The organism is Paraburkholderia sp. RL17-347-BIC-D (genome assembly GCF_046027915.1).
Taxonomy (GTDB): domain Bacteria; phylum Pseudomonadota; class Gammaproteobacteria; order Burkholderiales; family Burkholderiaceae; genus Paraburkholderia.
In genome coordinates, this window is record NZ_JARESS010000019.1 from 31,423 (window position 1) to 57,060 (window position 25,638).

22 protein-coding genes are annotated in these 25,638 nt (G+C 63.5%); 7 read left to right on the forward strand and 15 right to left on the reverse strand.

From position 1 onward, the window contains the following. Positions 1–205: 205 nt before the first annotated feature. The 4 genes from cuyB to P0D96_RS24325 form a co-directional block, all read right to left on the reverse strand. Positions 206–1,768, reverse strand: a complete 1,563-nt coding sequence (gene cuyB / locus P0D96_RS24310; protein WP_408315709.1) for a cysteate racemase — start codon at positions 1,766–1,768, stop codon at positions 206–208. 156 nt (positions 1,769–1,924) lie between these two features. Continuing rightward, positions 1,925–3,238: an MFS transporter gene (locus P0D96_RS24315; protein ID WP_408315712.1), complete on the reverse strand. Its 1,314-nt coding sequence runs from the start codon at positions 3,236–3,238 to the stop codon at positions 1,925–1,927. 69 nt (positions 3,239–3,307) lie between these two features. Next, the gene (locus P0D96_RS24320; RefSeq protein ID WP_408315714.1) at positions 3,308–4,513 is read right to left on the reverse strand and encodes a CaiB/BaiF CoA transferase family protein; all 1,206 of its coding nucleotides are present in this window, start codon (positions 4,511–4,513) and stop codon (positions 3,308–3,310) included. After that, positions 4,513–6,276, reverse strand: coding sequence for an acyl-CoA dehydrogenase family protein (locus P0D96_RS24325; protein WP_408182640.1), 1,764 nt, complete (start codon positions 6,274–6,276; stop codon positions 4,513–4,515). Before P0D96_RS24325 ends, P0D96_RS24320 begins: the two co-directional genes overlap by 1 nt. 132 nt (positions 6,277–6,408) lie before the next feature. On the opposite strand from P0D96_RS24325, the gene P0D96_RS24330 reads away from it, so the two are divergent. Beyond that, positions 6,409–7,335 (forward strand): LysR family transcriptional regulator, encoded by a 927-nt coding sequence (locus P0D96_RS24330; RefSeq protein ID WP_408182642.1) that lies wholly within the window; start codon positions 6,409–6,411, stop codon positions 7,333–7,335. Here the strand turns inward: P0D96_RS24330 and P0D96_RS24335 are convergent. Together P0D96_RS24335 and P0D96_RS24340 are read right to left on the reverse strand one after the other, a co-directional pair. Beyond that, a complete protein-coding gene (locus tag P0D96_RS24335) occupies positions 7,305–7,622 on the reverse strand; it encodes a single-stranded DNA-binding protein (protein ID WP_132375150.1) in 318 nt (105 codons plus the stop codon). The genes P0D96_RS24330 and P0D96_RS24335 overlap by 31 nt on opposite strands. Positions 7,623–7,749: 127 nt before the next feature. Further along, entirely contained in the window at positions 7,750–8,673 is a 924-nt protein-coding gene (locus P0D96_RS24340; RefSeq protein WP_408182644.1) for a LysR family transcriptional regulator, read from the reverse strand. A 227-nt stretch (positions 8,674–8,900) separates the two neighbouring features. On the opposite strand from P0D96_RS24340, the gene P0D96_RS24345 reads away from it, so the two are divergent. Beyond that, a complete protein-coding gene (locus tag P0D96_RS24345; RefSeq protein ID WP_408315717.1) occupies positions 8,901–9,932 on the forward strand; it encodes a glutathione S-transferase family protein in 1,032 nt (343 codons plus the stop codon). A 57-nt stretch (positions 9,933–9,989) separates the two neighbouring features. On the opposite strand, the gene P0D96_RS24350 is transcribed toward P0D96_RS24345, so the two are convergent. Further along, positions 9,990–10,901, reverse strand: a complete 912-nt coding sequence (locus tag P0D96_RS24350) for a LysR family transcriptional regulator (protein WP_408315720.1) — start codon at positions 10,899–10,901, stop codon at positions 9,990–9,992. 165 nt (positions 10,902–11,066) lie between these two features. Here P0D96_RS24350 and P0D96_RS24355 point away from each other — a divergent pair, with 165 nt between their 5' ends. From P0D96_RS24355 to P0D96_RS24365, 3 genes are all read left to right on the forward strand, one after another. Continuing rightward, positions 11,067–11,810 (forward strand): SDR family oxidoreductase, encoded by a 744-nt coding sequence (locus P0D96_RS24355; protein WP_408315723.1) that lies wholly within the window; start codon positions 11,067–11,069, stop codon positions 11,808–11,810. Positions 11,811–11,881: 71 nt separating this feature from the next. Further along, complete coding sequence (locus P0D96_RS24360) at positions 11,882–12,778, forward strand: SDR family oxidoreductase (RefSeq protein WP_408182649.1); 897 nt, start codon at positions 11,882–11,884, stop codon at positions 12,776–12,778. 134 nt (positions 12,779–12,912) lie between these two features. Then, on the forward strand, positions 12,913–13,356 hold the full coding sequence (locus P0D96_RS24365; protein ID WP_408315726.1) for a cyclic nucleotide-binding domain-containing protein: 444 nt from the start codon (positions 12,913–12,915) through the stop codon (positions 13,354–13,356). Between the two features lie 50 nt (positions 13,357–13,406). Here P0D96_RS24365 and P0D96_RS24370 read toward each other — a convergent pair whose 3' ends face one another. The 3 genes from P0D96_RS24370 to P0D96_RS24380 form a co-directional block, all read right to left on the reverse strand. Then, a complete protein-coding gene (locus P0D96_RS24370) occupies positions 13,407–14,432 on the reverse strand; it encodes an aldo/keto reductase (RefSeq protein ID WP_408182652.1) in 1,026 nt (341 codons plus the stop codon). 109 nt (positions 14,433–14,541) lie between these two features. Beyond that, a complete protein-coding gene (locus P0D96_RS24375) occupies positions 14,542–16,266 on the reverse strand; it encodes a tetratricopeptide repeat protein (protein WP_408315728.1) in 1,725 nt (574 codons plus the stop codon). Positions 16,267–16,463: 197 nt separating this feature from the next. Further along, positions 16,464–17,033, reverse strand: a complete 570-nt coding sequence (locus P0D96_RS24380; RefSeq protein WP_408315731.1) for a DUF4142 domain-containing protein — start codon at positions 17,031–17,033, stop codon at positions 16,464–16,466. A 411-nt stretch (positions 17,034–17,444) separates the two neighbouring features. Between P0D96_RS24380 and P0D96_RS24385 the strand changes: the two genes are divergently transcribed. Beyond that, a complete protein-coding gene (locus P0D96_RS24385) occupies positions 17,445–18,422 on the forward strand; it encodes a chemotaxis protein (protein ID WP_132375160.1) in 978 nt (325 codons plus the stop codon). A 275-nt stretch (positions 18,423–18,697) separates the two neighbouring features. Here P0D96_RS24385 and P0D96_RS24390 read toward each other — a convergent pair whose 3' ends face one another. Both P0D96_RS24390 and P0D96_RS24395 read right to left on the reverse strand, forming a co-directional pair. Next, a complete protein-coding gene (locus P0D96_RS24390) occupies positions 18,698–19,789 on the reverse strand; it encodes an asparaginase (RefSeq protein ID WP_408315733.1) in 1,092 nt (363 codons plus the stop codon). A gap of 92 nt (positions 19,790–19,881) precedes the next feature. Continuing rightward, on the reverse strand, positions 19,882–20,811 hold the full coding sequence (locus P0D96_RS24395; RefSeq protein WP_408315735.1) for a LysR family transcriptional regulator: 930 nt from the start codon (positions 20,809–20,811) through the stop codon (positions 19,882–19,884). A 127-nt stretch (positions 20,812–20,938) separates the two neighbouring features. On the opposite strand from P0D96_RS24395, the gene P0D96_RS24400 reads away from it, so the two are divergent. Then, the gene (locus P0D96_RS24400) at positions 20,939–21,850 is read left to right on the forward strand and encodes a DMT family transporter (RefSeq protein WP_408182066.1); all 912 of its coding nucleotides are present in this window, start codon (positions 20,939–20,941) and stop codon (positions 21,848–21,850) included. An 18-nt stretch (positions 21,851–21,868) separates the two neighbouring features. Here the strand turns inward: P0D96_RS24400 and P0D96_RS24405 are convergent, their stop codons facing one another. The 3 genes from P0D96_RS24405 to P0D96_RS24415 all read right to left on the reverse strand — a co-directional run bounded on the left by P0D96_RS24405 (position 21,869) and on the right by P0D96_RS24415 (position 25,419). Beyond that, complete coding sequence (locus tag P0D96_RS24405) at positions 21,869–23,131, reverse strand: MFS transporter (RefSeq protein ID WP_408280071.1); 1,263 nt, start codon at positions 23,129–23,131, stop codon at positions 21,869–21,871. Positions 23,132–23,251: 120 nt separating this feature from the next. After that, a complete protein-coding gene (locus P0D96_RS24410) occupies positions 23,252–24,385 on the reverse strand; it encodes an acyltransferase family protein (protein ID WP_408315738.1) in 1,134 nt (377 codons plus the stop codon). Positions 24,386–24,516: 131 nt separating this feature from the next. Then, a complete protein-coding gene (locus P0D96_RS24415; RefSeq protein WP_408182071.1) occupies positions 24,517–25,419 on the reverse strand; it encodes a methyltransferase in 903 nt (300 codons plus the stop codon). Positions 25,420–25,638 lie beyond the last annotated feature (219 nt).

Sequence of the window (25,638 nt, forward strand, 5' to 3'; positions counted from 1 at the left end):
TCGCGCCGAAGCCCGGCTTGCAACGGGATACTATACTGTATATTTATACAGTTTTCCACGACGCGGCCCGGGTGGGCTTTGCAGGCCCGTCAGGCGGTGACCGGCGGCAAAAATGCGCGCCGCTTGGCGCGGCAGCAAGCGTTGTGCCGTTGGGCAGAGAAAGGTTTAAAGCCGCTCGAAGCGGCGTCGGAGACGTGAAGCGGCGCTATCGCGCCAGACTTGCAAGGCGCAATGGTGTGGTAACGGGCGCACATTTCTTAACCGTAGACGCTTTCCGCACTGATCGGCTCCCTGTCGGCACCGCAGCCCCCGGCGCTGCATCCAGCGCCCCGCTGTTACCCAGCGCATACGCTACGCAGCACTTAGCCAGCACCTCGGTCGGATCGACGAGCCGCATCACCCGTCCGCCCGCGCACGCCAGCGTCGCGTCACGCAACAGCAGCGGTAACTCGGTGCAACCCAGCACGATCACCTGGGCGCCTTGCGCGACCAGATCGTCGAGCGCCGCGGCGAGATCATCGCAGCACTCGCCCGACGTGAAGCCCGCCTTCGCACCCTTCGGTCCGTAGATGGCGTTCATCAGCCGCGCCTGCGCCGGTTCGCCCGGCGCAATCTGCACGAAACCGCGCGCTTCGAGCGCCTGCTCATAGACGCGGCTCGCGAGCGTGCCCGAAGTGGCGAGCACGCCGACTTCACGCACGTCCGGAAAGGTCTCGCGCAGATAATCGGCGGTACAGGTCAGCATATTGACGATCGGAATGCCGAGCGACGGCTGGATCCGCTCGACGAACGCATGCGCCGTATTGCACGGAATCGCGATGAGGTCCGCGCCGCCGTCCTCGAGCGTCTTGCAGCCGGCATACAGCGCGAGCGTCGGATCGTCGCCGTTGCCGAGCAGCGCGGCGGTGCGGTCCGGAATCTGCGGATTCTGCTCGACCATGATCTTGATGTGATCCTGATCACATGCGGCGGGCGTATTGCGCACCAGCTTGGCCATGAAGTCGACCGTCGCCGCCGGCCCGACGCCGCCCAGCACGCCCACCTTGAAGCGCCGCTCCGGCTGCGCATATTGGGCCGCCGCGACGTAGCGCGCGTAAACGAGATTGGCGTCGACGAGCGGCACCTCGAGCCGGCCGAGCGCGCGCGCGACCAGCGCGATTTCGACGAGCCCCGGCAGGATGATCTCCGCGCCCTGCGCAATGAGGTCCGCGCACGCGGCGCGCAGCAACTCGACCGGGCGGCCATGGAAGCGGCCGTTTAGGATGCCTTCATCGCTATAGACCGCGCTCGTCACGCAATCGACGCCCGCTTCGTTGCGCGGATGCAGCACGTCGAACCGCGCGGCATCGAAATAACGTTCGAAGAGGCCGTGATGACGGATGACCTCCGAAGTCAGCACGCCGATCCGGCGCACCGACGGAAACGCTTGCCGCACGTGCGCCGAGAGCGCCGTCATGATGTTGGCGACCGGCACGGCCACGTTCGCCGAAAGTTCGTCGATGAAGGTATGGCTGAGGAAGCACGGCAACACGATCGCCTCGACGCCGCGCTTTTCGAACGCGCGCATGGTGTCGAATACGTGAATCTTGAACTGGGCGCTCGCCTCGCTCTGCGAGGCCGGCCCTTGCCAGGACCGCTGCTCGAGAACGAGATCGAATGGCCACCCCGCGCCCAGCCGGTTCCAGGCGGCGCTCATCCGGCACAGGACGTCGGCGCTGGCGAGCTGCGCCGCGCCGGTCACGACACCCAGCGAACGATAGCGATTCATGATGGCTTCCCCCCGTCGTTTTTTTTGCCGCCCGCCTCGATGGTAGGCGGCTTTTGCGCGGTTGAGGATGACATTATGTAGGCGGACTATGACGTGGGGTCAACCACGAACCACAATTACCCTGTGTTTCCCGGCGTCGAGCGCACCGGCAAACGCCTAGGCCGCTTCGGCGACGCCGTGCGCCGCACCGCGCTTGCGGCGCTCCAGCGTGCCGATGCATACCAGCGATACGCCGGCCAGAACACTATAGAACACGGCCAACGGCCACCAGGCGCCCGGATAACGATGCGCGAGCAACGTCCCGATCAGCGGCGTCAGACCACCGGCAAGCGCGGCGCACACCTGATACGACAGCGAAATCGCCGAATACCTGACGCGCACCGGGAACGCGGTCGACATGAAGCCGGCCATCACGGCGTAGGAACTCGACATGCACATCACAGCGAGCGCAATGCCGATCACGATCGCCACCGGCCGCCCGGTCGAAACGAGCGCGAACATCGGATAAGGCGACAGCATCGCCAACGCGGCCGCGCCCTTCAGGAAGCGCCCCGTGCCGATGCGTTGCGCGAACCATCCGGAACCCAGCTGCGTGAACAACTGGATGAACGCGACCACGAACAGGCAATCGAGAATCAACGAACGGTCGAGGCCGAGCGTTTGCGTCGTGTAGTTGAGCATGAAGGTGTTGACGAACCATGCGCCGGCCACGCCGATCACGTTCGCGCCGAGGCATAGCAACAGCGTGCGCCACGCATCGCGCACGACCTCGGCGACCGGCAGCGCGGCCACGCGTCGTTGCGCCTTGAGCGCCTTGAATTCCGGCGATTCGTCGACACCCGCGCGGATCAGCAAGCCGACCACCAGCAGCACGGCACTCGCGAGAAACGGCAGGCGCCATCCCCAGCCAAGGAACGCGTCCTTATTCATCGAGGCCACCGCGCGGAACGCGAGCAGCGACAGGATCAAGCCCGCCGGACTGCCGAGCTGCGCGAACGACGCGAAGAAGGTGCGCCGTCCCTGCGGTGCGTGTTCGCTTGCCATCAGCACCGCGCCGCCCCACTCGCCGCCGATCGCAATGCCCTGCGCGACCCGCAGCAAGACGAGCAGCACGGGCGCCCACACGCCGGCGCTTGCATAGGTCGGCAGGAAGCCGATGCCGACGGTGCCGATGCCCATGATCGCCAGCGTCGCCACGAGTGCTTTCTTGCGGCCGATGCGGTCGCCCAGGTGGCCGAACACCAGCCCACCGAACGGCCGCGCGAAGAAGCCGACCGCAAAGGTGCCGAACGAAGCGAGAGTGGCGAAAAACGGATCGCTGCCAGGAAAGAACAGCTTGCCGAATATCAGCGCGGACGCCGTGGCATAGATATAAAAGTCGTACCACTCGATCGTGGTGCCGACAAAAGCCGCGGCTGCGGCGCGCGTCGGTTGCCGGCTTGCGGCGTGGTCGTCGGACTCGTGATTCATGTCTCTGTCTCCAAGGTCTTTCTTCTGGATGGCGCGGCTTCTGCGTGCCGTCGCCGGGAACTGCGGTGTTTAAGCTTTGAGCACGCCCGCTTCGAGCAGACGCTGCTGGGTGGCGGCATCGATACCCAATGCGTCGAGCACGTCGCGCGTGTCGGCGCCGAGCGACGGTGGCGCGCTGCGATACGTGGCCGGCGTGCGCGACAGCTTGATCGGCGACGCGGTGCCGCGATACTCACCCATCTCGACCACCATGCCGCGATGCAAGGTATGCGGATGCCGCGCCACGACGTCGACGGTTTGCACCGGGCCGCACGGCACGCCCGCGTTGATCAGCGCATGCGCGAGCGGCTCGCACTCGTGCGTGGCGAGCAGACTTTCGAGCGCCGCCTTCAGCGGCTCGCGATGTGCGCAGCGGCTGCGGTTGTCGACGTAACGCGGATCGTCGGCGAGTTCGGGCGCGCCGAGATGCGCGCACAGTTTCGCGAACTGCCGGTCGTTGCCCACCGCGAGAAAGATCGGCGCGCTCGCTGTGCGATAGCTGTCGTACGGCGTGATGTTGGGATGCGCGTTGCCGCTGCGCTGCGGCGTGCGGCCCGAGCCGAAATAGTTCGGCAGATGCGGATGCAGCAGCGAGACGCCGCAGTCGTACAACGCGATATCGATCGACTGGCCACGGCCGCTCTTCGCGCGTTCGGCAAGTGCGAGCAGAATGCCGGCGAGCGCGTTCAGGCCGGTGACCATGTCGACGACCGGCAAGCCGACGCGCGTGGCGGGACCGTCACGCTCCCCGTTCACGCTCATCAGGCCGGTCATCGCCTGAATCGCGGCGTCGTAGCCGGGCAAGCCGCCGAGTGGACCATCGGGACCGAAACCCGATACGGCGCAATGGATCAGCTTCGGGAAACGCTCGCGCAGATCGCGCTCGTAATCCATGCCCCAGCGCCCGAGCGTGCCGGGTTTGAAGTTTTCGACCAGGACGTCGGCATCTTCGAGCAGCTTCCACAGGATCGCGCGGCCTTCATCGCGCGCGAGATCGACCGCGATGCCCTGCTTGTTGCGGTTCACGCCCGCAAAGTACCACGCGGTGTCGCCGTAAAACGGCGGCCCCCAGCCACGTGTTTCGTCGCCGTCGGGCGGCTCGAGCTTGATCACCCGCGCGCCGTGATCGGCGAGCGCCTGCGTGCAGTACGGGCCGCCGAGCACGCGGCTCAAGTCGATCACCTTGATGCCTTGCAACGCGCCTTGCTTGCCATCGTTCGGAAGCGGTGCGGCCATTACGCGCTCCTTTGCGGCAACAGTTGCAGCGCCTGTTCGAGCGTGACGCTGCGGCCGTTAACCAAAGCGTCGATTACATCGCTCTCGTCCGATGCCGAATGCAAGGCCAGCGGATCGAACGGCAACAGCTTGTGCCGCACCACCAGATGCGCAAGCGCAAGACGCCGGTAATCCGGCGAGAGACGCACGCCCTCGCAGGCCATCAACACTGCGGTGCTTGCGTGATACAGCGCGGTGCCCGCTTGCCGGACCCATTCGTCGCGGCCGGAATCCGCCACGCTCGCCAACGCGTCGCACGCACGCGCGAGTGTCGCGCGCAGCAACGCGAGACTGGCCGCCGGCAATCCCACCGCGCCGAGCAGATCCTGCAGATACGTGCGCAACGGTTCGAGCGCGCCGTCGCGTTTCGCCGCTCGCGCGATGTCGAGCGCGACGATGTTGCTGGTGCCCTCCCAGATCGAGCCGAGATGCGCGTCGCGTACGAGCCGCGCGTCGCTCCACTCTTCGATATAGCCGGTGCCGCCGCGCACTTCCATCGCGTCGCCGGTCACGCGGCGCGCGTCGCGGCATGCACGGAACTTGATGAGCGGCGTGAGGATGCGCACGCATTTCGCCGCCTGCCGGTCGCCCGCGTCGGCCTGCTCCAGCAGCAGCGCGATGCGCATGAACATCGAGCGCGCCTGTTCGGCGGGCAGCATCATCTTGAGCAACTGACGCTGCATCAACGGCATGTCGATCAGCTTGCGGCCGAACGCTTCGCGATTGCGCGCGATGTGCAACGCCTCGGTCAGCGCACGGCGCATCAAACCCGCGGCACGCACGCCGTTCGACAGACGCGACATATTGATCATGTCCGCCATTTGATGAAAACCGCGGCCCACTTCGCCGATCAGATACGCGACCGCGCCTTCCAGCACGATCTCGCCGCTCGCCATCGAACGGCTGCCGAGCTTGTCCTTCAGACGCACGATCCGGTAGCTGTTGCGCGAGCCGTCCGGCAGCGTCTTCGGTAACAGGAACAGTCCGAGTCCGTTGATGCCGGGCGGCGCCGTGTCCGGCCGCGCGAGCACCATCGCGAGATCGGCGTCGGCGTTCGAGCAAAACCATTTGTCGCCATACAGACGCCACGTTTCGTCACCGTTCGCATCGGTTTCGAGCGACGCACGCGTGGCAATGCGCGCGACGTCCGAACCCGCTGCCTGTTCGGTCATGAACATCGCGCCCTGGAATAGCGTGTCGAAATCGCGCGAGGCGAGCATCGGCAGAAAACGCGCGACCAGTTCCGGCGCGCCGAATTTGCGCAGCGTGCGCGTGAGCGAATCGGTCATGCTCACGGGGCAACACAGGCCGAATTCCGCCTGCACGAACAGGAAGGTCAGCGCGTATTTCACGAGCGGCGGCGGCGATTTTTTGCCATCGCGGGTTTCGTGGCTCATCGCGGCCAGTCCCAACTCCGCGTAAGCCACGCGTTCCAGCGCGACGTAATCCGGATGCTTGTCGATACTTTGCAGCGCTTCGCCGCGTCGCGTGCGATGGTGCAATTGCGGTGGATTCTTGTCGGCGGACAGCGCCCACACGTCGAGTTCGTCGGACGCGCGCTGGCCCAGCGAGACGAGCTGGCTTTCGAGTTCGTGAAACAGCGTCTCGCCGAGATGCAGCTTCAACAGACGCTCGAAGTCGGGATCGCTGGTGAAGAAGTTGATGCCCCGGCTATCGGGAATGTTGGACGAGCCGTGTGCCGGCTGCGCGGTGATTTCGCTCATACGTGTCTCCTTACTCTGCTATGCACGTCAGTGCTTGTGGGAGGAGCATAGGAGCGGTGTCGATAATCGTCTAATACAACTTATATCCGGTACGATAGACGCAGCTTATCGATCAAGACCAAGGAGACAGCCGTGGACCTGAAGCAGTTGCGCTATTTCGTGGCGGTCGCCGAGGAGCTGCATTTCGGCCGCGCGGCCAAGCGGCTGTTCATTTCGCAGCCTGCCCTCAGTTTCGACATTCGCAAGTTCGAGGAGCAGCTCGGCGTGCAGTTGCTCGCGCGCACCAACAAGACGGTGTCGCTGACCAACGCCGGCCAGGTGCTGCTCGGCGAAGCGCGCCGCCTGTTATTGCAGGCGAACGAGGCGGAACGCATGACGGTGCGCTCGGCGCATGGCCTCGCCGGCCGCTTGCGTATCGGCTTCGTGAATTCGATGCTGTACCGTGGCATGCCGCAGGCGGTGAATCGCTTCGAGGCTGATTACCCCGGCGTCGAAATCGTCCTGAAGGAGATGAACACCAGCGAGCAGGTGCACGCGATCCAGCGCATGCAGATCGATATGGGCTGCGCGCATTGGGGCAATTTTCCGACCGACGTCATTTCCACGCCGATTTTTTCCGAGCCGTTCCTGTGCTGCCTGCCCACCGCTCATCCGCTGGCGCGCAAACGCAAGGTCGATCTGCGGGCATTGGCGCAGGAGCCGTTCATTCTATTTCCGCGTACCGTGTCGCCGCACTATCACGATCTGATCATCGCGCAGTGCGTGGGAGCGGGATTCAGTCCCTTGATCCGCCATGAGGCGCGCTTGTGGCAGACCGTCGTGACGATGGTCGGCTTCGGCATGGGCGTTGCGCTAGTGCCGTACACGTTGCGTCAGGTCCAGGACCCGAAGGTCGCGTTTTTGCCGCTGACGGGCGAGACGCTGATGTCGCAAGTGCTGCTGCTGCGCCGGAGCGGCGACGCGGAACCCGTCGCGGACCGTTTCGTCGAGTATCTCAGGGATGCCGGTGGCGAGCCGCCGCACACGGCTCATTCATCCGCTTCGCGGCGGCCTTCGTAAGCCGTCAGCATCTTGTGGGCGACCATATCCACGGCCGGTTTGACGAGCCCGTTCTTGTCGGTCCAGACCTTGGGCGTCAAGGTGCCGCTCAGTGCGACACTGTCCGCGTCGCTCAACGCGAGCAGCGCGGTTTGCACGTCGTCGTCGAAAGCGATCACGTTGACGAAAATCGTGTCGCCGTCGTTGGTGGCCGCGCGCACCTTGCAGGTCACGAAACGCCTGCCGTTCTGCCCCGTGCGAATCTGCGCCTCGCCGTATAGCCGCCCGCCCACCAGTCCATCGATCATCGCCTTGCTCCTCTTGTTTCGTACCGTGCAGAAAGCAGAATCGCCCAGCACGGCGCGTATGATCCCACGAGAAGCGGCGCGGCCTCTATAAAAAGCGCCGCTCGATCGCGGACCAACGGCGTGAGCATCACGCGCCGATCGTCAAATCCACGCCGCGCACGAGGCGTTTCGCGAGCCGCGGTTGCCGCAACTGTTCGAGCCACCACTGCAATGCGCGCCCTTCATGATCGCCGCGCCACGCGACGTACAGCACGTTCGGCTCGCGCGGATCGGAGGTCGCTTTCTCGATCAACTCGCCCTGCTTCAATAGCGTCGCGACGCGCTGGCGCGGCAACCAGCCCACGCCCAGGCCGTCGCGCTGCGCCAGGATTTTCGCGCGCATGGACGGCACGGCGAGTGACGCCTGTCCGCCGATCAAACCATAAGCACGCCCCGCCGTCGTACGCGATGAATCCGCCACCACCACCGCGCGATGTTCGAGGATCCGTTCGCGGCCGAGCGTCCCCTCGACGGCCGCCAGCGGATGGCGCGGCGACACCGCGAACACCCACTCCATCACGCCGAGTTCGAACCAGCGCAGACCGGGAATCGCCGGCGGCTCGTTGGTCGCGCCCACGATCAGATCGGCACGGCCGTCGCGTAGCGCCTCCCAGGTGCCGCTCAATACTTCGTGCGTGAAGCGCAGCTTGACGCCGGAGTCGAGTGCGTCGAAGGCGCGTACCACCGGCATCAGCAGTTCGAATTCGAGAATCTCGTCCGTGACCACCCAAAGGCGGTCTTCCCAGCCGCTCGCGATCTGCTTCACGCGCTGCGTCATGCGCGACATGTCGAGCATGAGACGCGCGGCTTCGTCGGCGAGAAGCTGGCCGGCGGGCGTGAGTTGCAGCCGGTAGCGGCGCCGGTCGAACAGCAGCGCGTCGAAGCGCGTCTCCAGTTGCCGGGCGGCATGCGAGATCGTGGACGGCGCCTTGCCGAGGCGCGCCGCCGCGCGCGACAGGCTGCCGGTCTCGCGAATCGCGTCGAGCAAAGCCAGTTCGTCTTCCGACAACATGTTCTACTCCTTCGAACGAGTTCGACGAAAAGATGGTACGGCAAAGCGCCGCTGCTAGTCCACTATGGCGATATGACGGCAAAATTGGCGGCAAGCACGGTTGGCGCGGGCTTTCGGAAAAGCCGCACGAGCCAGTGACGAGCCACTGCAAACGCGGCGGACGCCGCGCCTGGAACATTCATTGCGCGCGGTCGTGGCACGACGGCGTACGCACAAGGAGCGGCGACATGGGACTTTTAGTGGACGGACAATGGCAGGACCGCTGGTACGACACCAAGTCGACCGGCGGCCGTTTCGTGCGCAAGGACGCGGCGTTTCGCAACTGGGTGACGGCCGACGGCTCGCCCGGTCCGAGCGGCAGCGGCGGCTTCGAAGCGCAAGCGGGACGCTACCACCTGTATGTGAGCCTCGCCTGCCCGTGGGCGCATCGCACCTTGATCGTGCGGGCGCTCAAAGGCCTTGAAGCGATGATCGACGTCTCCGTCGTGCACTGGCTGATGCTGGAAAACGGCTGGACCTTCGCGGATGGCCCCGGCGTCGTGGCCGACAGCGTCAATCACGCGAAGCTGCTGCACCAGGTCTATACGGCCGCCGATCCTCACTACAGCGGCCGCGTCACGGTGCCGATCCTGTGGGACAAGCAGCGCGCCACGATCGTCAGCAACGAATCGTCGGAAATCATTCGCATGCTGAATTCGGCGTTCGACGGCATCGGCGCCAAGCCCGGCGATTTTTATCCGCCGCCGTTGCGCCCGCAAATCGACGCGATCAACGCGCGCGTCTACGACACGCTGAACAATGGTGTCTACAAGGCAGGTTTCGCCACCACCCAGCAGGCCTACGAAGAAGCCGTCACGCCGCTCTTCGAAACGCTCGACTGGCTCGACGCGCAACTCGCGACGCAACGCTATCTGACCGGCGCGCAACTCACCGAAGCCGATCTCCGGCTGTTCACGACGCTGATCCGCTTCGACGCTGTCTACGTCGGCCACTTCAAGTGCAATCTGCGCCGCATCGCCGATTACGCGAATCTGTCCGCCTACACGCGCGATATCTATCAGTTGCCCGGCATCGCGCAGACGGTCGATTTCACGCACATCAAGCGGCATTACTACGAGAGTCACCGGGGCATCAATCCGACCGGCGTCGTGCCGCTTGGTCCGGTTCAGGATTTCTTGGCGCCGCATGATCGGGCGCGGCTCGGGGTGCAGGACACCACTGCCGCTATTCGCTCGCGGCCGTATGCAGCCAGGGAATAGACATCACGCTGATCAACATCCTCGACGCCCACGGCGCGGCGGCCTAGACGCGGGTATTCACAGCGCGCCGCCGGTGGTCGCCGTTGCCGCTTCGAAAATATCGCGCAGCCACTGCGCAAACACCCGCACCCGCGACGACAACTGACGGTTCTGCGGATAGAGCACGGACACCGGCATGGGCGGCGGCGGAAAGTCCGCAAGAATGATTTTCAGCCGCCCCGCCGCCAGTTCGGCCGCCACCCGGTATTGCGGCACCTGCACGATGCCGAGCCCCGCAAGCGCGGAGCCCGTATAGAGTTCGGTGCCGGTCACCGACACCGCCGACGGCAGGACCATCGCCACCTCGCGGCCCGCCACGCTGAATTCGAGCGGCACGGCCTTGCCGGTCGCGCTCGACACGTAATTGACCGCCCGATGCGTGGATAGCGCCGACGGCTCGGCCGGCTCGCCATACGCAGCGAGATACGCCGGACTCGCGACCGTCACTTGCGGCAATTGCGCGACGCGCCGCCCCACCATCGACGAATCCTGCAGATGGCCCGCCCGCAGCACGCAGTCGACTCCCTCCCGCACCAGATCGACGAGCCGGTCGTCTTCGCCGATGGTCAGTTCGATATCGGGAAAGCGCGCGAGAAAGGCCGGCAGCGCCGGCACCACGAAGTGCCGCGCCAGCGTGCCCTGCAAGTTCACCCGCAACAAACCCTTCGGCGCGAGGTTCGAAAACGAGCCCTCGGCCTCCTCCATGTCGGCAATCAGACGCACGCAGCGGCGGTAGTACGCCTCGCCGTCGTGCGTGAGACGCACCGTGCGCGTGGTGCGCTCGAGCAGCCGCGCGCCGAGCCGCTGCTCCATGCGCTTCATCAGATTGGTCACAGTGGCGCGCGGAATCTGCAGGTCGTCCGAGGCGCGCGTGAAGCTTTGCCGCTCCGCGATCCGTATGAAAACTCGCATTTCCTCGAAACGATCCATGGTCGATGCCTGGCTGTGGGTGGCTGTTTGTGACGCCTGTAGGGCGGTCCTTGCGTCAATTGTTAAAGCAAATGGAATGATGATGCCAAGTCTAACCCGATTATCTATGCGCGGAAAGCGTCCATGATTCACCTCACCCACCCAACAGACACAAGGAAACGAATCATGAACACGCCTAAAAACGCCCAGGTCGCTATCGTCACCGGCGCGTCCCGCGGCATCGGCGCAGCGGTCGCGCAACGTCTGGCCAAGGACGGCTTCGCGGTCGCGGTCAACTACGCATCCAGTTCGGCCGAAGCCGATGCGCTCGTCGCGGAACTCACGGCAGCCGGCGCCAAAGCCGTCGCGGTTAAGGCGGACGTGTCGAACGCCGACGACGTGCGCCGCATGTTCGAGATCACCGAACAGCAGCTCGGCAAGGTGGACGTGCTGGTCAACAACGCGGGCGTGCTCAAGACCGTGCCGCTCGCCGATACCAGCGACGCGCTCTACGACCAGACTTTCGACATCAACGTGCGCGGCACCTTCAACACCTTGCGCGAAGCCGCTGCGCGCATGAACGACGGCGGGCGCATCGTCAACTTTTCGAGCACCACACTGGCGCTGAACATGCCGGGCTATGCGATCTACAACGCGACCAAGGCGGCCGTCGAATCCTTCACGCATGTATTTGCCAAGGAACTGCGCGGCCGCAACATCACCGTCAACGCCGTGGCGCCGGGTCCGATCGCGACGTCGCTATTCCTCGACGGCAAGACCGAAGAACAGATCCAGACCTTCGCGAAGATGCCGCCGCTGCAACGCCTCGGCCAACCGGACGATATTGCGTCGGTGGTGGCGTTCCTCGCCGGTCCGGACGCGGGTTGGGTCAACGGGCAGATTCTGCGTGCGAACGGCGGTATCGCCTAACGCGCTCGATGCGCATCACTGCGGGCAGGCTCTGACGAGCCGCCTCACTTTCATCGAATCGGAGAAGAAAAATGCAGAAGAAGATCATCCTCGTGACGGGCGCCGGTACGGGTATCGGCAAACTCAGCGCACAGTCGCTCGCCGAAGCCGGCCACATTGTCTACGCGACGATGCGCGACGTCGAAGGACGCAATAAGCCACGCGCCGATGAAATGCGCGCGCTTGCGAAAGCGAAGGACATCCAGTTGCATCCGCTTGAACTCGACGTGTTGTCGCAAGCATCGGCTGATGCCGCCGCCGCGACGGTCGTGCGCGAACAGGGACGGCTCGACGTGGTGATGCAAAACGCCGGCCATCTGGTGGTCGGCCCGAGCGAAGCCTTCACGCCCGAGGAATTGGTGAAGGTGTTCGACACCAACCTGTTCGGCGCGCAGCGCGTGAACCGCGCCGTGCTGCCCTATCTGCGCCAGCAGGAAGCCGGCTTGATGCTGTGGGTCAGCAGTTCGACGACCAAGGGCGGCTTCCCTCCTTTCCTCGGTCCATACGGCGCCGCGAAGGCCGCAATGGATTCGCTGGCGGTTTCGCTCGCATATGAGATCGCGCGCTTCGGCATCGAGACCTCGATCGTGGTGCCGGGCGCGTTCACGCGCGGCACCGCTCACTTTCCGAGCGCGGGCAAGCCGGCCGATACCGAACGCGCCGCGGCCTACGCACGCTACGACGGCGTGATGGATCAGATCGGCCAGCGCCTGTCCGAACTGACGCCCGACGACGCCGATCCGCAAGCCGTGGCCAATGAAATCGTGCGGATCGTCGGCCTGCCTTCAGGCGAGCGGCCGATGCGTTCGGTGATCGACTTCGTCGGCGACGGCGCGCGCGAGGTGCTCGAAGTGTCAGAGCGTGTGCGCATCGAGTTCGCCAAGCGAATCGGTATGGGCGATTTGCTGGAAGCGCGGGTTCAACGTTGAACGTGACGTCAAGGCATACCGCCGTGAAAGCAATTTCGCTGATCGCATGCGCCGTTGTGCTGCCGGTTCTCATCGGCGCATGCGATGCCCAACCTCAACCGGCCGTCACTTCCATCACGACGAGGAGCACGACCATGAAACCCTCGGTCACGTACCTTCATTTGCTGAAGCACACGCCGTTCTTTACGAGCCTGACGACCGACCAACTGCGATGGGTGATCGCCCACTCGCATGAATGGGAAGCGCAGGCCGGTATGGTCGTCGCGCAATGCAACGACAGCGCGGCAACTGCCGAGGATAAGGCCATGTGGATTCTGCTGGACGGCGGCTGGCAAGTCGAAGTGGGGCCGAACGCTTTCCCGGCGGACCATGCTGGCGCGGGCAAGTGGTTCAGCGCGGCGGCGGCGTCCGGCACCGCGTGCCGCCTCGTCACCACCGAACACAGCTACGTGATGAAAATCGAACGAGCCGACTTCGATGCCATGCTCGCGCAAGGCTTTGCCTTCGGCAAGCATCTCGACGCCGGCCGCCGCTACTACGGCCAACTGTTCGCCGCTCCAGCCGAACTCGCGAAATGAGTCCGAACCGGAGCACCTGACACGCAGCGCGCCTCGAGGCGAAAGCGCGCTTACACCGCCTTCGGATTACGTTCCTCGAATCCTTCCTGATGCCAGTACGGATAAGCGGGACGCACGGCACTCGCCGCGTCGAGCTTCGCCACCTGCTCGGGCGTCAGATTCCAGCCCACCGCGCCGAGGTTCTGCCGCAGTTGTTCCTCGTTACGCGCACCGATCAGCACCGTCGATACCGTCGGCCGCTGCAGCAGCCAGTTCAGCGCGATCTGCGGCACGGTCTTGCCGGTTTCGTCCGCGATCTCGTCGATCGCATCGAGCACGCGGAACAGATACTCGTCCGGCACCGGCGGCCCCATGTCGGCGGTTTTATGCAGGCGGCTCGAATCGGGCAGCGGCTGGCCGCGCTTGATCTTGCCCGTAAGACGCCCCCAGCCGAGCGGACTCCACACCACCGCGCCCACGCCCTGATCGACGCCGAGCGGCATCAGCTCCCACTCGTAATCGCGTCCGACCAGCGAGTAGTAGGTCTGATTCGCGACGTAGCGCGGATAGCCGTAGCGATCCGCCACGTCCTGCGACTTCATCAGGTGCCAGCCGGAGAAATTCGACACGCCGGTGTAGCGGATCTTGCCGGCGCGCACGAGATCGTCGAGCGTGGACATGACTTCGGCGATCGGCGTTCTGGCGTCGAAGCCGTGCAACTGGAACAGATCGATGTAATCGGTTTGCAAGCGCTTGAGCGCCGCGTCCACGGCCTGAATCAGATGGAAGCGCGACGAGCCGACGCTGTTCGGTCCATCGTCGAAACGGAAGGTCGCCTTGGTCGAGATGATCGCTTTGTCGCGCTTGCCCTTGAGCGCTTCGCCGAGCACCGATTCGGACGCGCCGCTCGAATAGATGTCCGCGCTGTCGAACATGGTGACGCCCGAATCGAAGCAGATGTCGAGCAGACGCCGCGCCTCGGCGACGTCGGTCGCGCCCCACGCCTGGAAAAACTCGCCCTTGCCGCCGAATGTGCCCGTGCCGAAACTCAGCACCGGTACCTTGAAACCGGATGCACCCAGATGTCTGTATTCCATTGATCAATCTCCGTGGCTTAGCCGTCCATAAACGGACATTCAGTCTACGCGCGTCCGCGCAAACGCGTCGGCCAGCGCGCAGGGAACGTGGCGGGTGCGAACGGGATCGTTATCGTGAATGCGCCACGTCCGTAGCCAATGCGCTCAGCGCGTCACGCGCGGCTTGCATCACACTGTCCCAATCGCCGAGCGCCGGTTGCCGGAACAAGCGGGCGCGCGGATACCACGGCGTATCGGTACGCTCTAGCATCCAGCGCCAACAGGTGTCGAAGCGGTTCAAAATCCAGACCGGCTTGTCGAGCGCGCCGGCCAGATGCGCGGTGGACGTGTCCACGGAAATCACCAGATCGAGGTTCGCCACCAACGCTGCGGTGTCGGCGAAGTCGCTGAGTTCTTCTGTGTAATCGATCACGCGTTCGCCCCACTCGCTGCTTTCGAATTGCTGTGCCGCCGGTCCTTTTTGCAGGCTGAAGAACTGCACGTCCGATACCTCGAGAAGCGGCGAGAGTTGTGCGAAAGCGATCGAACGGCGTGCATCGTTCTTGCGAAGCTCCGCGACATGCGGCCGGTTTCCGCCCGCCCACACGAGTCCGACTTTCAGGCGGCCGTCTGCTTGCGCGTGAATCCGATCGTGCCATTGGCGAGCCGCTTCGGCGTTTGCGATGAGATAAGGCGTTGTCGATGGAATGCTGTCGAGCTCGGTCTTGAATGCAAGCGGCAGACTCAGCAACGGACAGTGGCAATCGAACGGCGGCAGCGTTTGGCCGGCTTCGATCAATTGGTCCACGCCATCGAGCGTGGCCATGAGACGCATCAACTCGGGCGGCACTTCGAGCGCGACCTTGGCGCCGAGTTTCGACACCAGCGCGGCGTAGCGGCAAAACTGCAGCGTGTCGCCGAGGCCCTGCTCCGCGTGCAACAGAATCGTCTTGCCGTCGATCGAAAAATCGCCCAGCCAAAGGGGTTGCGCAAAACTGCGCCGACTTGCCTTGATGCGGCTGCGCTCCCAGCGCCATTCATATTTTTGCCAGCCGGCCTCGAGCTGTCCCATTTGCAGCAGGCACAGCGATTCATTCCAATGTGTTTCCGCAGCATCTGGATTCACGGCCAACGCGCGTTCGTAACACGACAGCGCTTGCGCGTGCTGATTGAGGTCGATCTGCGTCAGGCCGAGATTGTTCCAGGCATCGGCGAATGCCGGGGCCAATTCGAGCGCGCGACGGTAGCAGCGTTCCGCTTCTTCCGGCTGGTTCAGGTCACTGAACGCGTTGCCGCGATTGCTCCACGCATCCGGATAATTCGGTTGCAGCGCGAGCGCGTGGTCGCAGCTTGCGAGCGCATCAGCGGGACGGCCCAGATCGCGCAGCACACACGCGCGGTTGTTCCAGGCCTGCGCGAAATCCGGCATCAGGGCAATCGCGCGATCGAAACTGCCGAGCGCATCGAGCGGCCGATTCAGGCCGGCTTGCGCATTGCCGCGATTGTTCAGTGCGTCGGGAAATTTGGGCTGCAAGGCCAGCGCGCGCTCGGCACACGCGAGGGCTTCGTCGAATCGCTGCAAGGCGTTCAACGCATAGGCCAGATTCGAATGAAGCGGCGCCTGTTTCCCGTTGATGGCAAGCGCTTTTCTGAGTAACTCGACGCCCTCTTGCAGGCGGCCCGCTTGCAGCGTCAGCGCGCCCAGCAATTGCAGCGCGTCGAAATGACGGGGCTTGAGTTCGAGAATCTCGCGATAGAGTTCCTCGGCCTCGGTGAAAGCGCCGTTGCGCTGAAGCGCGACGGCTTGCCGAAGCATATGGTCCAACTGTTGCGGCAGATTGGCGGACTTGCTCATGCGGAGAGCTTTGGTCGAATGCGCGTGAAAGTGGTGGGAGCTTTCGAGGTTCGCGCATCACGCAAGATGAATCGCAAACGATGCATCGCGCAAGACCCTGCGCGCAGCGGACTCGAAAGAGCGAAGCCGATTATCGCCGAAAACCACGCATTCGAACGGCCGCGCGCCACGCCGCAACGTGACGCGCGTTAAGCCGCTTACTGCGCGGTCGGCAGATGCTTACGCTTGGCGAGATCCTGCGCCATCGCGTAGTGTTCCTGGATCGTCGGCAATGCCTTCTTCGCCGCGTCCTTCAACTGTTCGTCGCGGCCCGAAGCGATTTCCGCCTGGAACGCCGATAGCGCTTTCTGTTCGCCGGCGAGCGCGACCTGCTCGATATAGACCTTGTCGAAGTCGGCGCCACGCAGGTTGTTGATGCTCGCGAGCACCGCTGCGTCGGGGTCGTTCTTCGGCACATCGACGCCGCGTGGGCTCGCTGCGCGCAGCGAATCGGAGATTTTCGCGTTGTCGGCCGAGACGCGCTCGGCGAATGCCTTGACGTCGCGATCGGTCGAGCGCGAGGTCGCGATACGTGCGGCGTCGCGTTGCGTGGCAACGGCCTTGGTGCCGTCCGCGATGAACGTCTGGTCGGCGGCATGCAGACGGCCGGCGTCGGCCGTAGCCGCTGCCGGTGCTGCCGGCGTTGTTTGAGCGTTGGCCGCGCCGGCGACGACGAGCAGGCCAGCCAGGCAGGCGCTGGTGATAGTGGCGAGAGGCAAGCGGATCATACGTTCTCCTTGAGGTGGAAGCGAAACAACTGCGATGCGTGTGCGCCTCAGGCTCCTGCCGACTGTGCGGTTACCTTGCGGTCAGCTTGCGAGCTACTGACGGCGCCACGCTTTTATCGCTGTGAATTCTAGAAGGCGCGCTGTGCGCCATGTGATACGACGCTGTCGCTTCTGTAACCTTAGGTAACCTTCATATGAATGCCTTGACAGGGCTGGATTGCGGCCGTTGCGCTTGCGCCGATTCCCGCCCTCAACTCAATATCGGCTGCGCGTTAACCAGAGCATGCGAGGAAATCGCCGTCGAATCGCTGAACTTTCCGTCCGCCGCGCCGATAACAGAAAGGTAGGGCGCGCGCCAGGATCGAACGCAACGGTGGCATGGCGCATCACACGCAATCCTGGAGAGATTCGATGGCAGTAGAAAACCGCGCGAACGATGAACGCAGCAACCTGACGAGTTCCAACAAGTTCGAGTTGTTGCTGTACCGCTTGGGCGCCGTGCCCGGCAGCGACGCGCATGAGCTTTATGGCATCAACGTCTTCAAGGTGCGGGAAATCTCGACCATGCCGACGGTTACGCCGATCGCCGGTTCGTCGCCGTTTGTGATGGGCGCCGTGGATATTCGCGGGCAGATCATTCCCGTGATCGATTTGCCGCGGCTGATGGGGTGTCAGCCGACGCGCGGGCTGAATATTTTGCTGGTGACGGAGTTTGCTCGGTCGACGCAGGCGTTCGCGGTTGAAGAGGTCGACGATATCGTGCGGCTGGAGTGGAATCAGGTTTTGTCCGCCGAAGGTGCGGCTGGGGGCAATTTGGTTACTAGCATTGCGCGGATCGATGGGAATACAGGTGATTCGCGCTTGGCCCAGGTGATCGATGTCGAGCAGGTTTTGCGGGATGTGTTTCCGTCACAGCATCCTAGTGTGGATCCGACTTCCGTTGGGGAGGCGTTGGGGATTCGGCGTGGGGCGAAGATTCTTGCTGCTGATGATTCGGGGTTTGCTCGGAAGCTCATTGAGCAGGCTTTGAGTGCTATTGGCGCGGATTATGTCATGACCAAGACTGGGGAAGAGGCCTGGAATACGTTGCAGCAGGTTGCGCGCGAGGCGCAGGCTAATGGGACTCGTGTCAAGGATAGTATCGCCCTTGTTTTGACTGATCTTGAGATGCCTGAGATGGATGGGTTTATGCTCACTCGGCAAATTAAGGCTGATGAGCGGACTCGCGATATTCCGGTCATTATTCATTCTTCTCTTACCGGGGCGGCTAATGAGGCGCATGTGAAGAATGCCGGGGCTAATGGGTATGTGGCGAAGTTTGCTGCCTCGGAGTTGGCGGATGCTATTCGGAATGCTATTGGGGTTGTGCCTTCTGTTGTTGCTGCTTGAGTTGGGGTTTTTTTCTGTTGCTTCTTGTTGGTTTGTTGGCCTTTCCTTGAATTCGCGGTGGTCTATTAGTGTTGCCCCTGTGCGGGGCGGCACCTACTTTCTTTGCTTGCCGCAAAGAAAGTAGGCAAAGAAAGCGGCTTCACACCGCTAGCCTTTAAGCGGATCCCCCGCGCAGCTACGGTAGTGGCGCATCTGGAATCTGTGCTCTCGCCCAGTCCGCGTTCGTGACACAGCAGTCATTCTTCCGGCGGCGCTGCGCGCGCCGTTGCGGTCGTTCATCGAGCGGAGGCTTTCGGTGCGCGTTGGAGCGCGACCGAATAGGTTATTCGGCTCGTTGGGATGCCCATTGTGTTCAACATCTTCGGTGCGTGAAACGACGCGAGTTTCGCTCGTTGTTCCAGTGTTCCGATGTCTAGCAACGCAAGCAGTTCCGCGACCACCGCGTACAGTATGCCGACGTTGCCGTCCTCGATTTTTACGGCGATGCCCAGTGCGCCTTGCGCGCCCGCCCTCTTCGTCTGCTCCGATGTTCGTACGCCTATCGCGTAGCTGCCGTCCGCGCCCACCTTGCCGACCAGCGCGCCGTCGAAGGCTTGCATCAGCTGCGTGCAGAAGCGCCCCTCGCCCGCTACCCATTCCGGATAGGTTGTCATCGCGCGGTAGATTCGGGCGAGCGCCGTCGTGCGCGATGTGATGGACTGCGCGTGCGACGATACCTCGTCCTCCGCGGCGGCTAGCTTCGCGAACAGGCGTGCGAGGCGGTCTAGCGGAAACGCAGGGGTCGGTAGATTGCAGCCGTCTGTCGCCCATTGCACCGCGTCGTCAGGTAAATCGCAGACGTCCGCGACCGTGTGTTTTACTCGTACCTGCAACGGATGGTCGGGTCGCTCGTAGCCCGCTATCGCTGCCCCAATCGATTGCGCGCCGGCCAGCATGCCCGCGTGTTTGCCGGAGCAGTTGCTGCATACGGCGCCCGGCTTGAAGTCGCGTTTGAGCCAGTCGATGTAGACGGCGTCGGATAGCGGCGGATGGCCGCCGCAGCGTAAGTCGGCTTCGCTCGCCTGCGCCTTGGCCAGCATCTGTCGCGTGCGCTCGATGTGGCGCGCCTCACTGCTGTGCGAGCCGCACATCAGCGCAAGGTCGGCTTCGTCGAAGCCGAAACGCTCCAGCGCGCCGGTTTCCAACACCGCCAACGCTTGTGCGGGCTTCGCTGCGGAACGTGCGAGCGTCATACGCGATGGATCGCCGAATGACGCCAACAGGCGGCCGCTCGCGTCGACCACCGCGACGTGCGCCAGATGCGTGTTCTCAATCGAAGCGCCGCGATAGACAGTCGCCGCAATCGGTCCGGTTTCGCGCAAGCTCATGCTGTTCTCCTCGTGATCGATCGAATCGCTGGGACTGCATTGAATCATGGATTGCGCGGGCGATTCTACTTTCGTCTCGCGTGCGGTGGTTCTCAGGCGGTAGCGAGCGTGTCGTGAAGATGCTCGACGAGGTAGTCGATCAATGCCCTCACCTTCGGCGGCAAGAAACGATTCGGTGGATACAGCAGCCACACCGAGCCGACGTAGGCGCGTGCTTCGAGATTCCAGTCCGGCAGGACCTGCACGAGTTCGCCGCTCTGCAGTGATTCCGAGGCTGCGAATTCCGGTACACACGCAATGCCGAAGTCCTGCAGCGCGGCTTCGAGCCGCGCGCCGGCATGATTGGCGATGTAGCGGCCCTTCACGTCGACGCTCTGTGTCTCCGTGCCGCGGCGAAAGCGCCAGCGGTTGTCGTCGGCAGTCTCGCCGAGGTAGATGCAGGCGTGCTTCTGCAATTCGCGTGGCTGCGCCGGTGTGCCGCGTTCGCGCAAATATGCTGGCGACGCCACCAGCAGCCAGCGCACCGCGCCCAACCGGCGCCCCGCGAGTCCCTGCGGCGGATGCTCGGTCAGGCGGATCACCAGATCGACATCGTCCGCGAGTGGGTCGACGTCGTGGTCGGTGAAGAGGAGTTGCAGGTCGACTTCGTCGTAAGCGTGCAGGAAGCCGGGAATGAGCGGGTGTATCACGGACTTCGCGAACTGGGTCGGCGCGCTCACGCTCACCATGCCTTGCGGTCTGCCGGCCAATTGCCCGGCGGCGTCCACCGCGCCCGACGCTGCGCTCACCATGTCGCGACAGAATCGCGCCACCTGGGCACCCGATTCCGTCACCCGTACCGCGCGCGTGGAACGCTCCAGCAGACGGGTCGCCAGGGCGTCTTCGAGACGCTTGATCTGACGGCTGACCGTGGACGGCGTGCTGCCGAGTTGCCGCGCCGCCACCGAGAAATTGCCGGCGTCGACGACGCGCGCGAAAACCGCCATGTCCGGTAGCAACGCGAAAAGCTCGGTTGGGGTCATCGTTCCAGGTCCGTGAGTGCGGGCAGGCTATTTATGCATTTGCGACATAAACGCTATGCGCCGAGACCCGATTATCACGCTTGGCGCAAAGTTCGACAATACGGTCTCGTTAGCTCGAGGTCCGTCCATGTCGAAACAAGAACGCCTGCTCATGTTGTCCGATCTGATGCTGCTCGCCGTCGCCGTCGTGTGGGGCACCAGTTACGGTGTGGTCAAAAGCGCCCTGGTGTTTTATCCGGTGCTCGGTTTGCTCGCGCTGCGCTTCGGTATCACTTTCGTGATCCTGTCGCCCGCCCTTCGCCACCTGCGCGCCGCCGATGGCCGCACGCTGCGCGGCGTGCTGATCGCCGGCGCGCTGCTTCTCGGCATCTTCCTGTGCGAAACGTTCGGCATCCTGATGACGCGCGCCGCCAACGCCGCGTTTCTGATCAGCTTGTGCGTGGTGCTGACGCCCATCGTCGAATGGTTGTTGCTCAAGCGCAAGCCGAGCCGTGTCGAATGGCTGGCGGTGGCGCTTTCACTGCTGGGCGCATGGCTGCTCGCCGGCGACGGCGCGCTGAGCCTCAATCCCGGCGACGCGCTGATTCTGCTCGCCGCCCTGCTGCGCGCGTTGACGGTGTGCGTGACCAAACGCGTGATGCGTGATTCGGCCCTGCCGCCGCTCTCGGTGACAGCGGTTCAGTCAGGCGTGGTGGCATTCGGCAGCGCGGCGGCCGCCTGGCTGTTTGCGCCACAGCAGTGGCAGCCCTTGCCCTCGATTGCGGGACATGCGGCGTTCTGGGGCTATGTCGGCTATCTGGTGATCGCTTGCACGCTGTTCGCGTTCTTCGCGCAGAACTTCGCGATCAAACGCAGCAGCCCGACACGCGTCTCGCTGCTGATGGGCAGCGAACCGGCGTTCGGGGCGTTGTTTGCCTGCATCTGGCTGGGTGAACGGATTTCGGTGACCGCGTGGGTCGGCGGCGCATTGATCGTCGCGGCATCGATTCTGGCGACGGTGCGATGGACCGCGCTGCGTGTGAGTGCCGCGCAGGCCTGACGCAACGTCTTGCGTCGATCAATGGCTCGGCGCCAGTTCCTCTTCGCGCTCCAGCGAGCGCGTGCGCCGGAGTTCGGGGAAGAAGCGCATCCATAGCAAGGCGACCGCGATGGTCGCTACGCCGCCCACCAGCACGGCGGGTCGCGCGCCCCACCACCCCGCCGACACGCCGGATTCGAATTCGCCCAATTGATTCGACGTCCCGATGAAAAGCGAATTGACTGCACTGACGCGCCCCAGCATTTCATCCGGCGTGCGCAGTTGCACGAGCGACAGACGCACGACCACGCTGATGGTGTCGGAAGCACCGAGCACCATCAGCGCGAGAAGCGACACGAGAAATTGATGCGACAGACCGAACACGACCGTGGCCGCGCCGAACGCGATCACGCCGCCGAACATCGCCGCACCGGGCCGGTTGCGCAGCGGGAAATGCGCGAGCCAGATGGTGCCCGCGAGCGCGCCGATGGCGGTGCCGGAGCGCAACAGTCCGAGACCGAGCGGGCCCGTGTGCAGCATATCGCGTGCGAAGACCGGCAATAGCGCGGTCGTGCCGCCGAATAGCACGGCGAACAGATCGAGCGACAACGCGCCGAGAATCACCGGTTCCTTGCGAATGAAGGCAATGCCCGAGAACACCGATTCAAGCGTGACGGGCGCGCGGTTCGCCGGCTTCGTCTGTAGCGAGATGCCCCACACGGCCGTTGCCGCGGCCGCGAACGACAGCGTGCAGGCGAGATAGGTCGCGCCGGGGCCGATGCCATAGAGCAGACCGCCCAACGCCGGGCCTGCGATCTGCGCGGTCTGATTCGCGGAAGTGGCCCATGCGGTTGCTTTGGGCAACTGCCCGCGCGGCACGACGCCCGGCAACAGCGAAGCCACCGCGGGCGATTCGAAGGCGCGCGCCGCGCCGACGCATGCGGCCAGCACATAGATCACGGGCGCGCTGATCCATCCGCCGAAGGTGCCGAAAGCGAATAACAATGCAGCGACGCTTTCGAGGCTTTGGCAGATGGCCGCGATGCGGCGGCGGTCGTAGCGGTCGGCGACGTGTCCAACGACGAGCGTTAGCACGAACATCGGTAGAAATTGCGCGAGGCCGACGAGGCCGAGCGCGAAGGCGCTATGCGTGAGCGCGTAGATGTGCCAGCCCATTGCCACCGCGAGCATCTGGAACGACAGCGAGGAGAGGATGCGGGTGCACCAGAAACGCTGAAATGCGGGGTGTTTCGGCAAACTAACGGATGAGGAACCGGGTGGCTCGGCGGGCGCTGGAGGCATGGAGTTCTTGCTCTTGACTGGGGGGCTTGGGCGGCCGCTAGTTTAGAGCAAGATGATTTGTTTTGGTTTACCGCCTCGTGCGGCCGGTCTCGCCGCCATACATCAAGTGGCACCCCGCCTTCACGCCAGCACCGCTGGACGCGCCCGGGTGAATCGGGATTCGACGAGCAGATAAGAAAGGCTGCCGAGCACCGCCGTCATCACGACGCCGGCCAATACCGCGACAAGATAGGCAAGCCTGATGTCCGTGAAGTTGTGTTGCGCCACCAGCACGATGGTGGGATAAAAAGGCACGTGCCAGATGTATGGGCTATAGCTTGCGCGTCCTATTGCAGTAAGCGGCTTGAATTCCAGCGCACGCACGATTACCGAGCGCGGCGGGGAATGAATGACCCGGTAAATCATCAACGCGACGGACACCGCTAACAGCGTGTATCCGAACGTCTGAAGCCACGCCAAGGTCTTGAACGGGACATCCGAACAGGCCAACGCAATCCAGACCGCCATGAAAATCACCGCGCCGAGCACGCCCGCCGCTGCGGACTGCCTGGAACGAAGATGGGCAGGCACCAGTGCCAACAAACAACCTACGGCAATCGAGTCGATCCGGCAAAGCGTGAAAGTATAGATACCGTTGTCGGAAACCCCGGCAAAATGACACACCACCCTGAACGCTATCGCCACCAGCAACAGCGCCACGGCCGGGCGAAAGTACGAATGGAAACGGGCAACGAGAATCGGGAAGACGAGATAAAAATGCCATTCCACAGCGAGCGTCCAGAAATGCGCCATGGTGAAGTGTTGATCGGCCAGCGCAACCCGGTCGCCGAACAGCGATTGCAGACTGGCCGTGAATGTCCATAGCAAATACTCGTTTCTCAGCACTTTGGTATGCGGATCGATGAGCAGCGCAACAAGCGTGAATATCAGCAGGCTCGCGACGTAGGCCGGCAGCAACCGAATTGCCCGGCGCCGAATGAACTTCGAATATGACGCGATTGAATTGACGGGCCGCTTCAATAGCGTTGTGGTGATGAGAAAGCCCGAGATTACGAAAAACACGTCCACGCCTATCCAGCCGGTCGACGCAATACGCACGATGACGGACCAAACGCCGCCCAACCCGGAAAGGCGACTGGAAAAATAGCTCGTGTAATGAAACAGGACGACCAGCATCATCGAAATGGCACGGAGTCCATCGAGGCCGGTTACGTAGCGCAAAGAACTTGCGTCGCGGATGCTGTGTGTTTCCATCCGCGCATTTTACAGATTACAGAATACCCGCGGCTGCAAGATTCAGAAACGAGCGTAGTCGAGTCGAAATCGAGCCAGACAGGCGAGCGCCGCAAGCGGACGAAACTGAAGCGCTGGTCCTCTGCTTCGCACTACGACAGCAGACGTCCCACGCGCCGCACCACACGATGCAGCCGCGAAGGCACGGCGCGAACCTGAAGCAATGCCGCAGGCTGGTCCGGCGGCAACGGTGCGGCGGCCGCTTCCATGCGCGCCCAACTGGCGCATGCGAATTCGACATCGGCGCACTGCTGCATGTGAACCAGAAACTCGAGTTCGTTTCTTGCGGTGTCGAAGAAGTTCGCGCACGACATGCTCAGCAGGCCGTTTTCGACGAGCAGGCGGCAAATCCGCGCAAACGTGGCTGGCGTGAACACCCAGACGTGCACGTCATGATAATTGCCGTTGGCAAAAGCATCCTGGGCAGCGGCCATGCCCTCCGCGAACGTATGCGCCGGCCGTCCACCGGACGCGAGACCGGCCCAGATCGCCCCTGCATTCACGTCGTAACGCACATTCACGACATGGTCGAGGATGGCCTGCGGCTGAGGAATGCGCGCCCGCACGATATGAGCGCTCAACACGTCGCTGATGCGCGACTCCTCCCGCATCAGATCGAAAGTAAAGCGCTTGTCGGGCACCGCGAGACGCAGTTGGCCATCCGGCTTGAGGATCGCGCCAATCTCGGCAAACCAGCCGACCAGATCGGGCACATGTTCGACCACATGGGATGCGATCACGTAGTCGACGGATTTGCCACCTAGCGCTTCGGAGAGCGATTGCTTGCCCCAGACGGCGTCGACATCGACGAGCGCGCCGATGTCGACGTTCGGATCATGTTTATATTTTTCGCGCAGAGCGTCGGTGCTGGCGTGGTCGATGTAATAGACCGTACCGTCCGATCGTGTCACCACCGGCCGGCAGAGTGCGCCGATTTCCGCACCAATTGCAGTAGACAGATTCAGTCCAGATAGCAGATTGACCTTGCGATCCATTGCGCGATCTCCGGGGTGGTTCCGCGGAAGTCTACCGCATCGAAGGTCCGTTGGATTGCGCGTTGCGCTATTGGGTTCGACGTGCGGATACGGCGCGAAGAGCCCGGGTCGACGCTCGGTCGGCAAGCCAAAACAAAAAGCCGCTGAATCCTTACGGATTCAACGGCTTATCATTCGTTCCTGGCGGAGAGAGGGGGATTCGCCGCACCGGACCGACGC

Coding starts and splice junctions, on each gene's coding strand:
- P0D96_RS24355 (WP_408315723.1), top strand. CDS start 11,067: ATGAACACGCCTAAAAACGCCCAGGTCGCTATCGTCACCGGCGCGTCC.
- cuyB (WP_408315709.1), bottom strand. CDS start 1,768: ATGAATCGCTATCGTTCGCTGGGTGTCGTGACCGGCGCGGCGCAGCTC.
- P0D96_RS24340 (WP_408182644.1), bottom strand. CDS start 8,673: ATGTTGTCGGAAGACGAACTGGCTTTGCTCGACGCGATTCGCGAGACC.
- P0D96_RS24320 (WP_408315714.1), bottom strand. CDS start 4,513: ATGGCCGCACCGCTTCCGAACGATGGCAAGCAAGGCGCGTTGCAAGGC.
- P0D96_RS24335 (WP_132375150.1), bottom strand. CDS start 7,622: ATGATCGATGGACTGGTGGGCGGGCGGCTATACGGCGAGGCGCAGATT.
- P0D96_RS24370 (WP_408182652.1), bottom strand. CDS start 14,432: ATGGAATACAGACATCTGGGTGCATCCGGTTTCAAGGTACCGGTGCTG.
- P0D96_RS24400 (WP_408182066.1), top strand. CDS start 20,939: ATGTCGAAACAAGAACGCCTGCTCATGTTGTCCGATCTGATGCTGCTC.
- P0D96_RS24415 (WP_408182071.1), bottom strand. CDS start 25,419: ATGGATCGCAAGGTCAATCTGCTATCTGGACTGAATCTGTCTACTGCA.
- P0D96_RS24380 (WP_408315731.1), bottom strand. CDS start 17,033: ATGATCCGCTTGCCTCTCGCCACTATCACCAGCGCCTGCCTGGCTGGC.
- P0D96_RS24315 (WP_408315712.1), bottom strand. CDS start 3,238: ATGAATCACGAGTCCGACGACCACGCCGCAAGCCGGCAACCGACGCGC.
- P0D96_RS24395 (WP_408315735.1), bottom strand. CDS start 20,811: ATGACCCCAACCGAGCTTTTCGCGTTGCTACCGGACATGGCGGTTTTC.
- P0D96_RS24385 (WP_132375160.1), top strand. CDS start 17,445: ATGGCAGTAGAAAACCGCGCGAACGATGAACGCAGCAACCTGACGAGT.
- P0D96_RS24325 (WP_408182640.1), bottom strand. CDS start 6,276: ATGAGCGAAATCACCGCGCAGCCGGCACACGGCTCGTCCAACATTCCC.
- P0D96_RS24345 (WP_408315717.1), top strand. CDS start 8,901: ATGGGACTTTTAGTGGACGGACAATGGCAGGACCGCTGGTACGACACC.
- P0D96_RS24350 (WP_408315720.1), bottom strand. CDS start 10,901: ATGGATCGTTTCGAGGAAATGCGAGTTTTCATACGGATCGCGGAGCGG.
- P0D96_RS24390 (WP_408315733.1), bottom strand. CDS start 19,789: ATGAGCTTGCGCGAAACCGGACCGATTGCGGCGACTGTCTATCGCGGC.
- P0D96_RS24405 (WP_408280071.1), bottom strand. CDS start 23,131: ATGCCTCCAGCGCCCGCCGAGCCACCCGGTTCCTCATCCGTTAGTTTG.
- P0D96_RS24410 (WP_408315738.1), bottom strand. CDS start 24,385: ATGGAAACACACAGCATCCGCGACGCAAGTTCTTTGCGCTACGTAACC.
- P0D96_RS24375 (WP_408315728.1), bottom strand. CDS start 16,266: ATGAGCAAGTCCGCCAATCTGCCGCAACAGTTGGACCATATGCTTCGG.
- P0D96_RS24365 (WP_408315726.1), top strand. CDS start 12,913: ATGAAACCCTCGGTCACGTACCTTCATTTGCTGAAGCACACGCCGTTC.
- P0D96_RS24360 (WP_408182649.1), top strand. CDS start 11,882: ATGCAGAAGAAGATCATCCTCGTGACGGGCGCCGGTACGGGTATCGGC.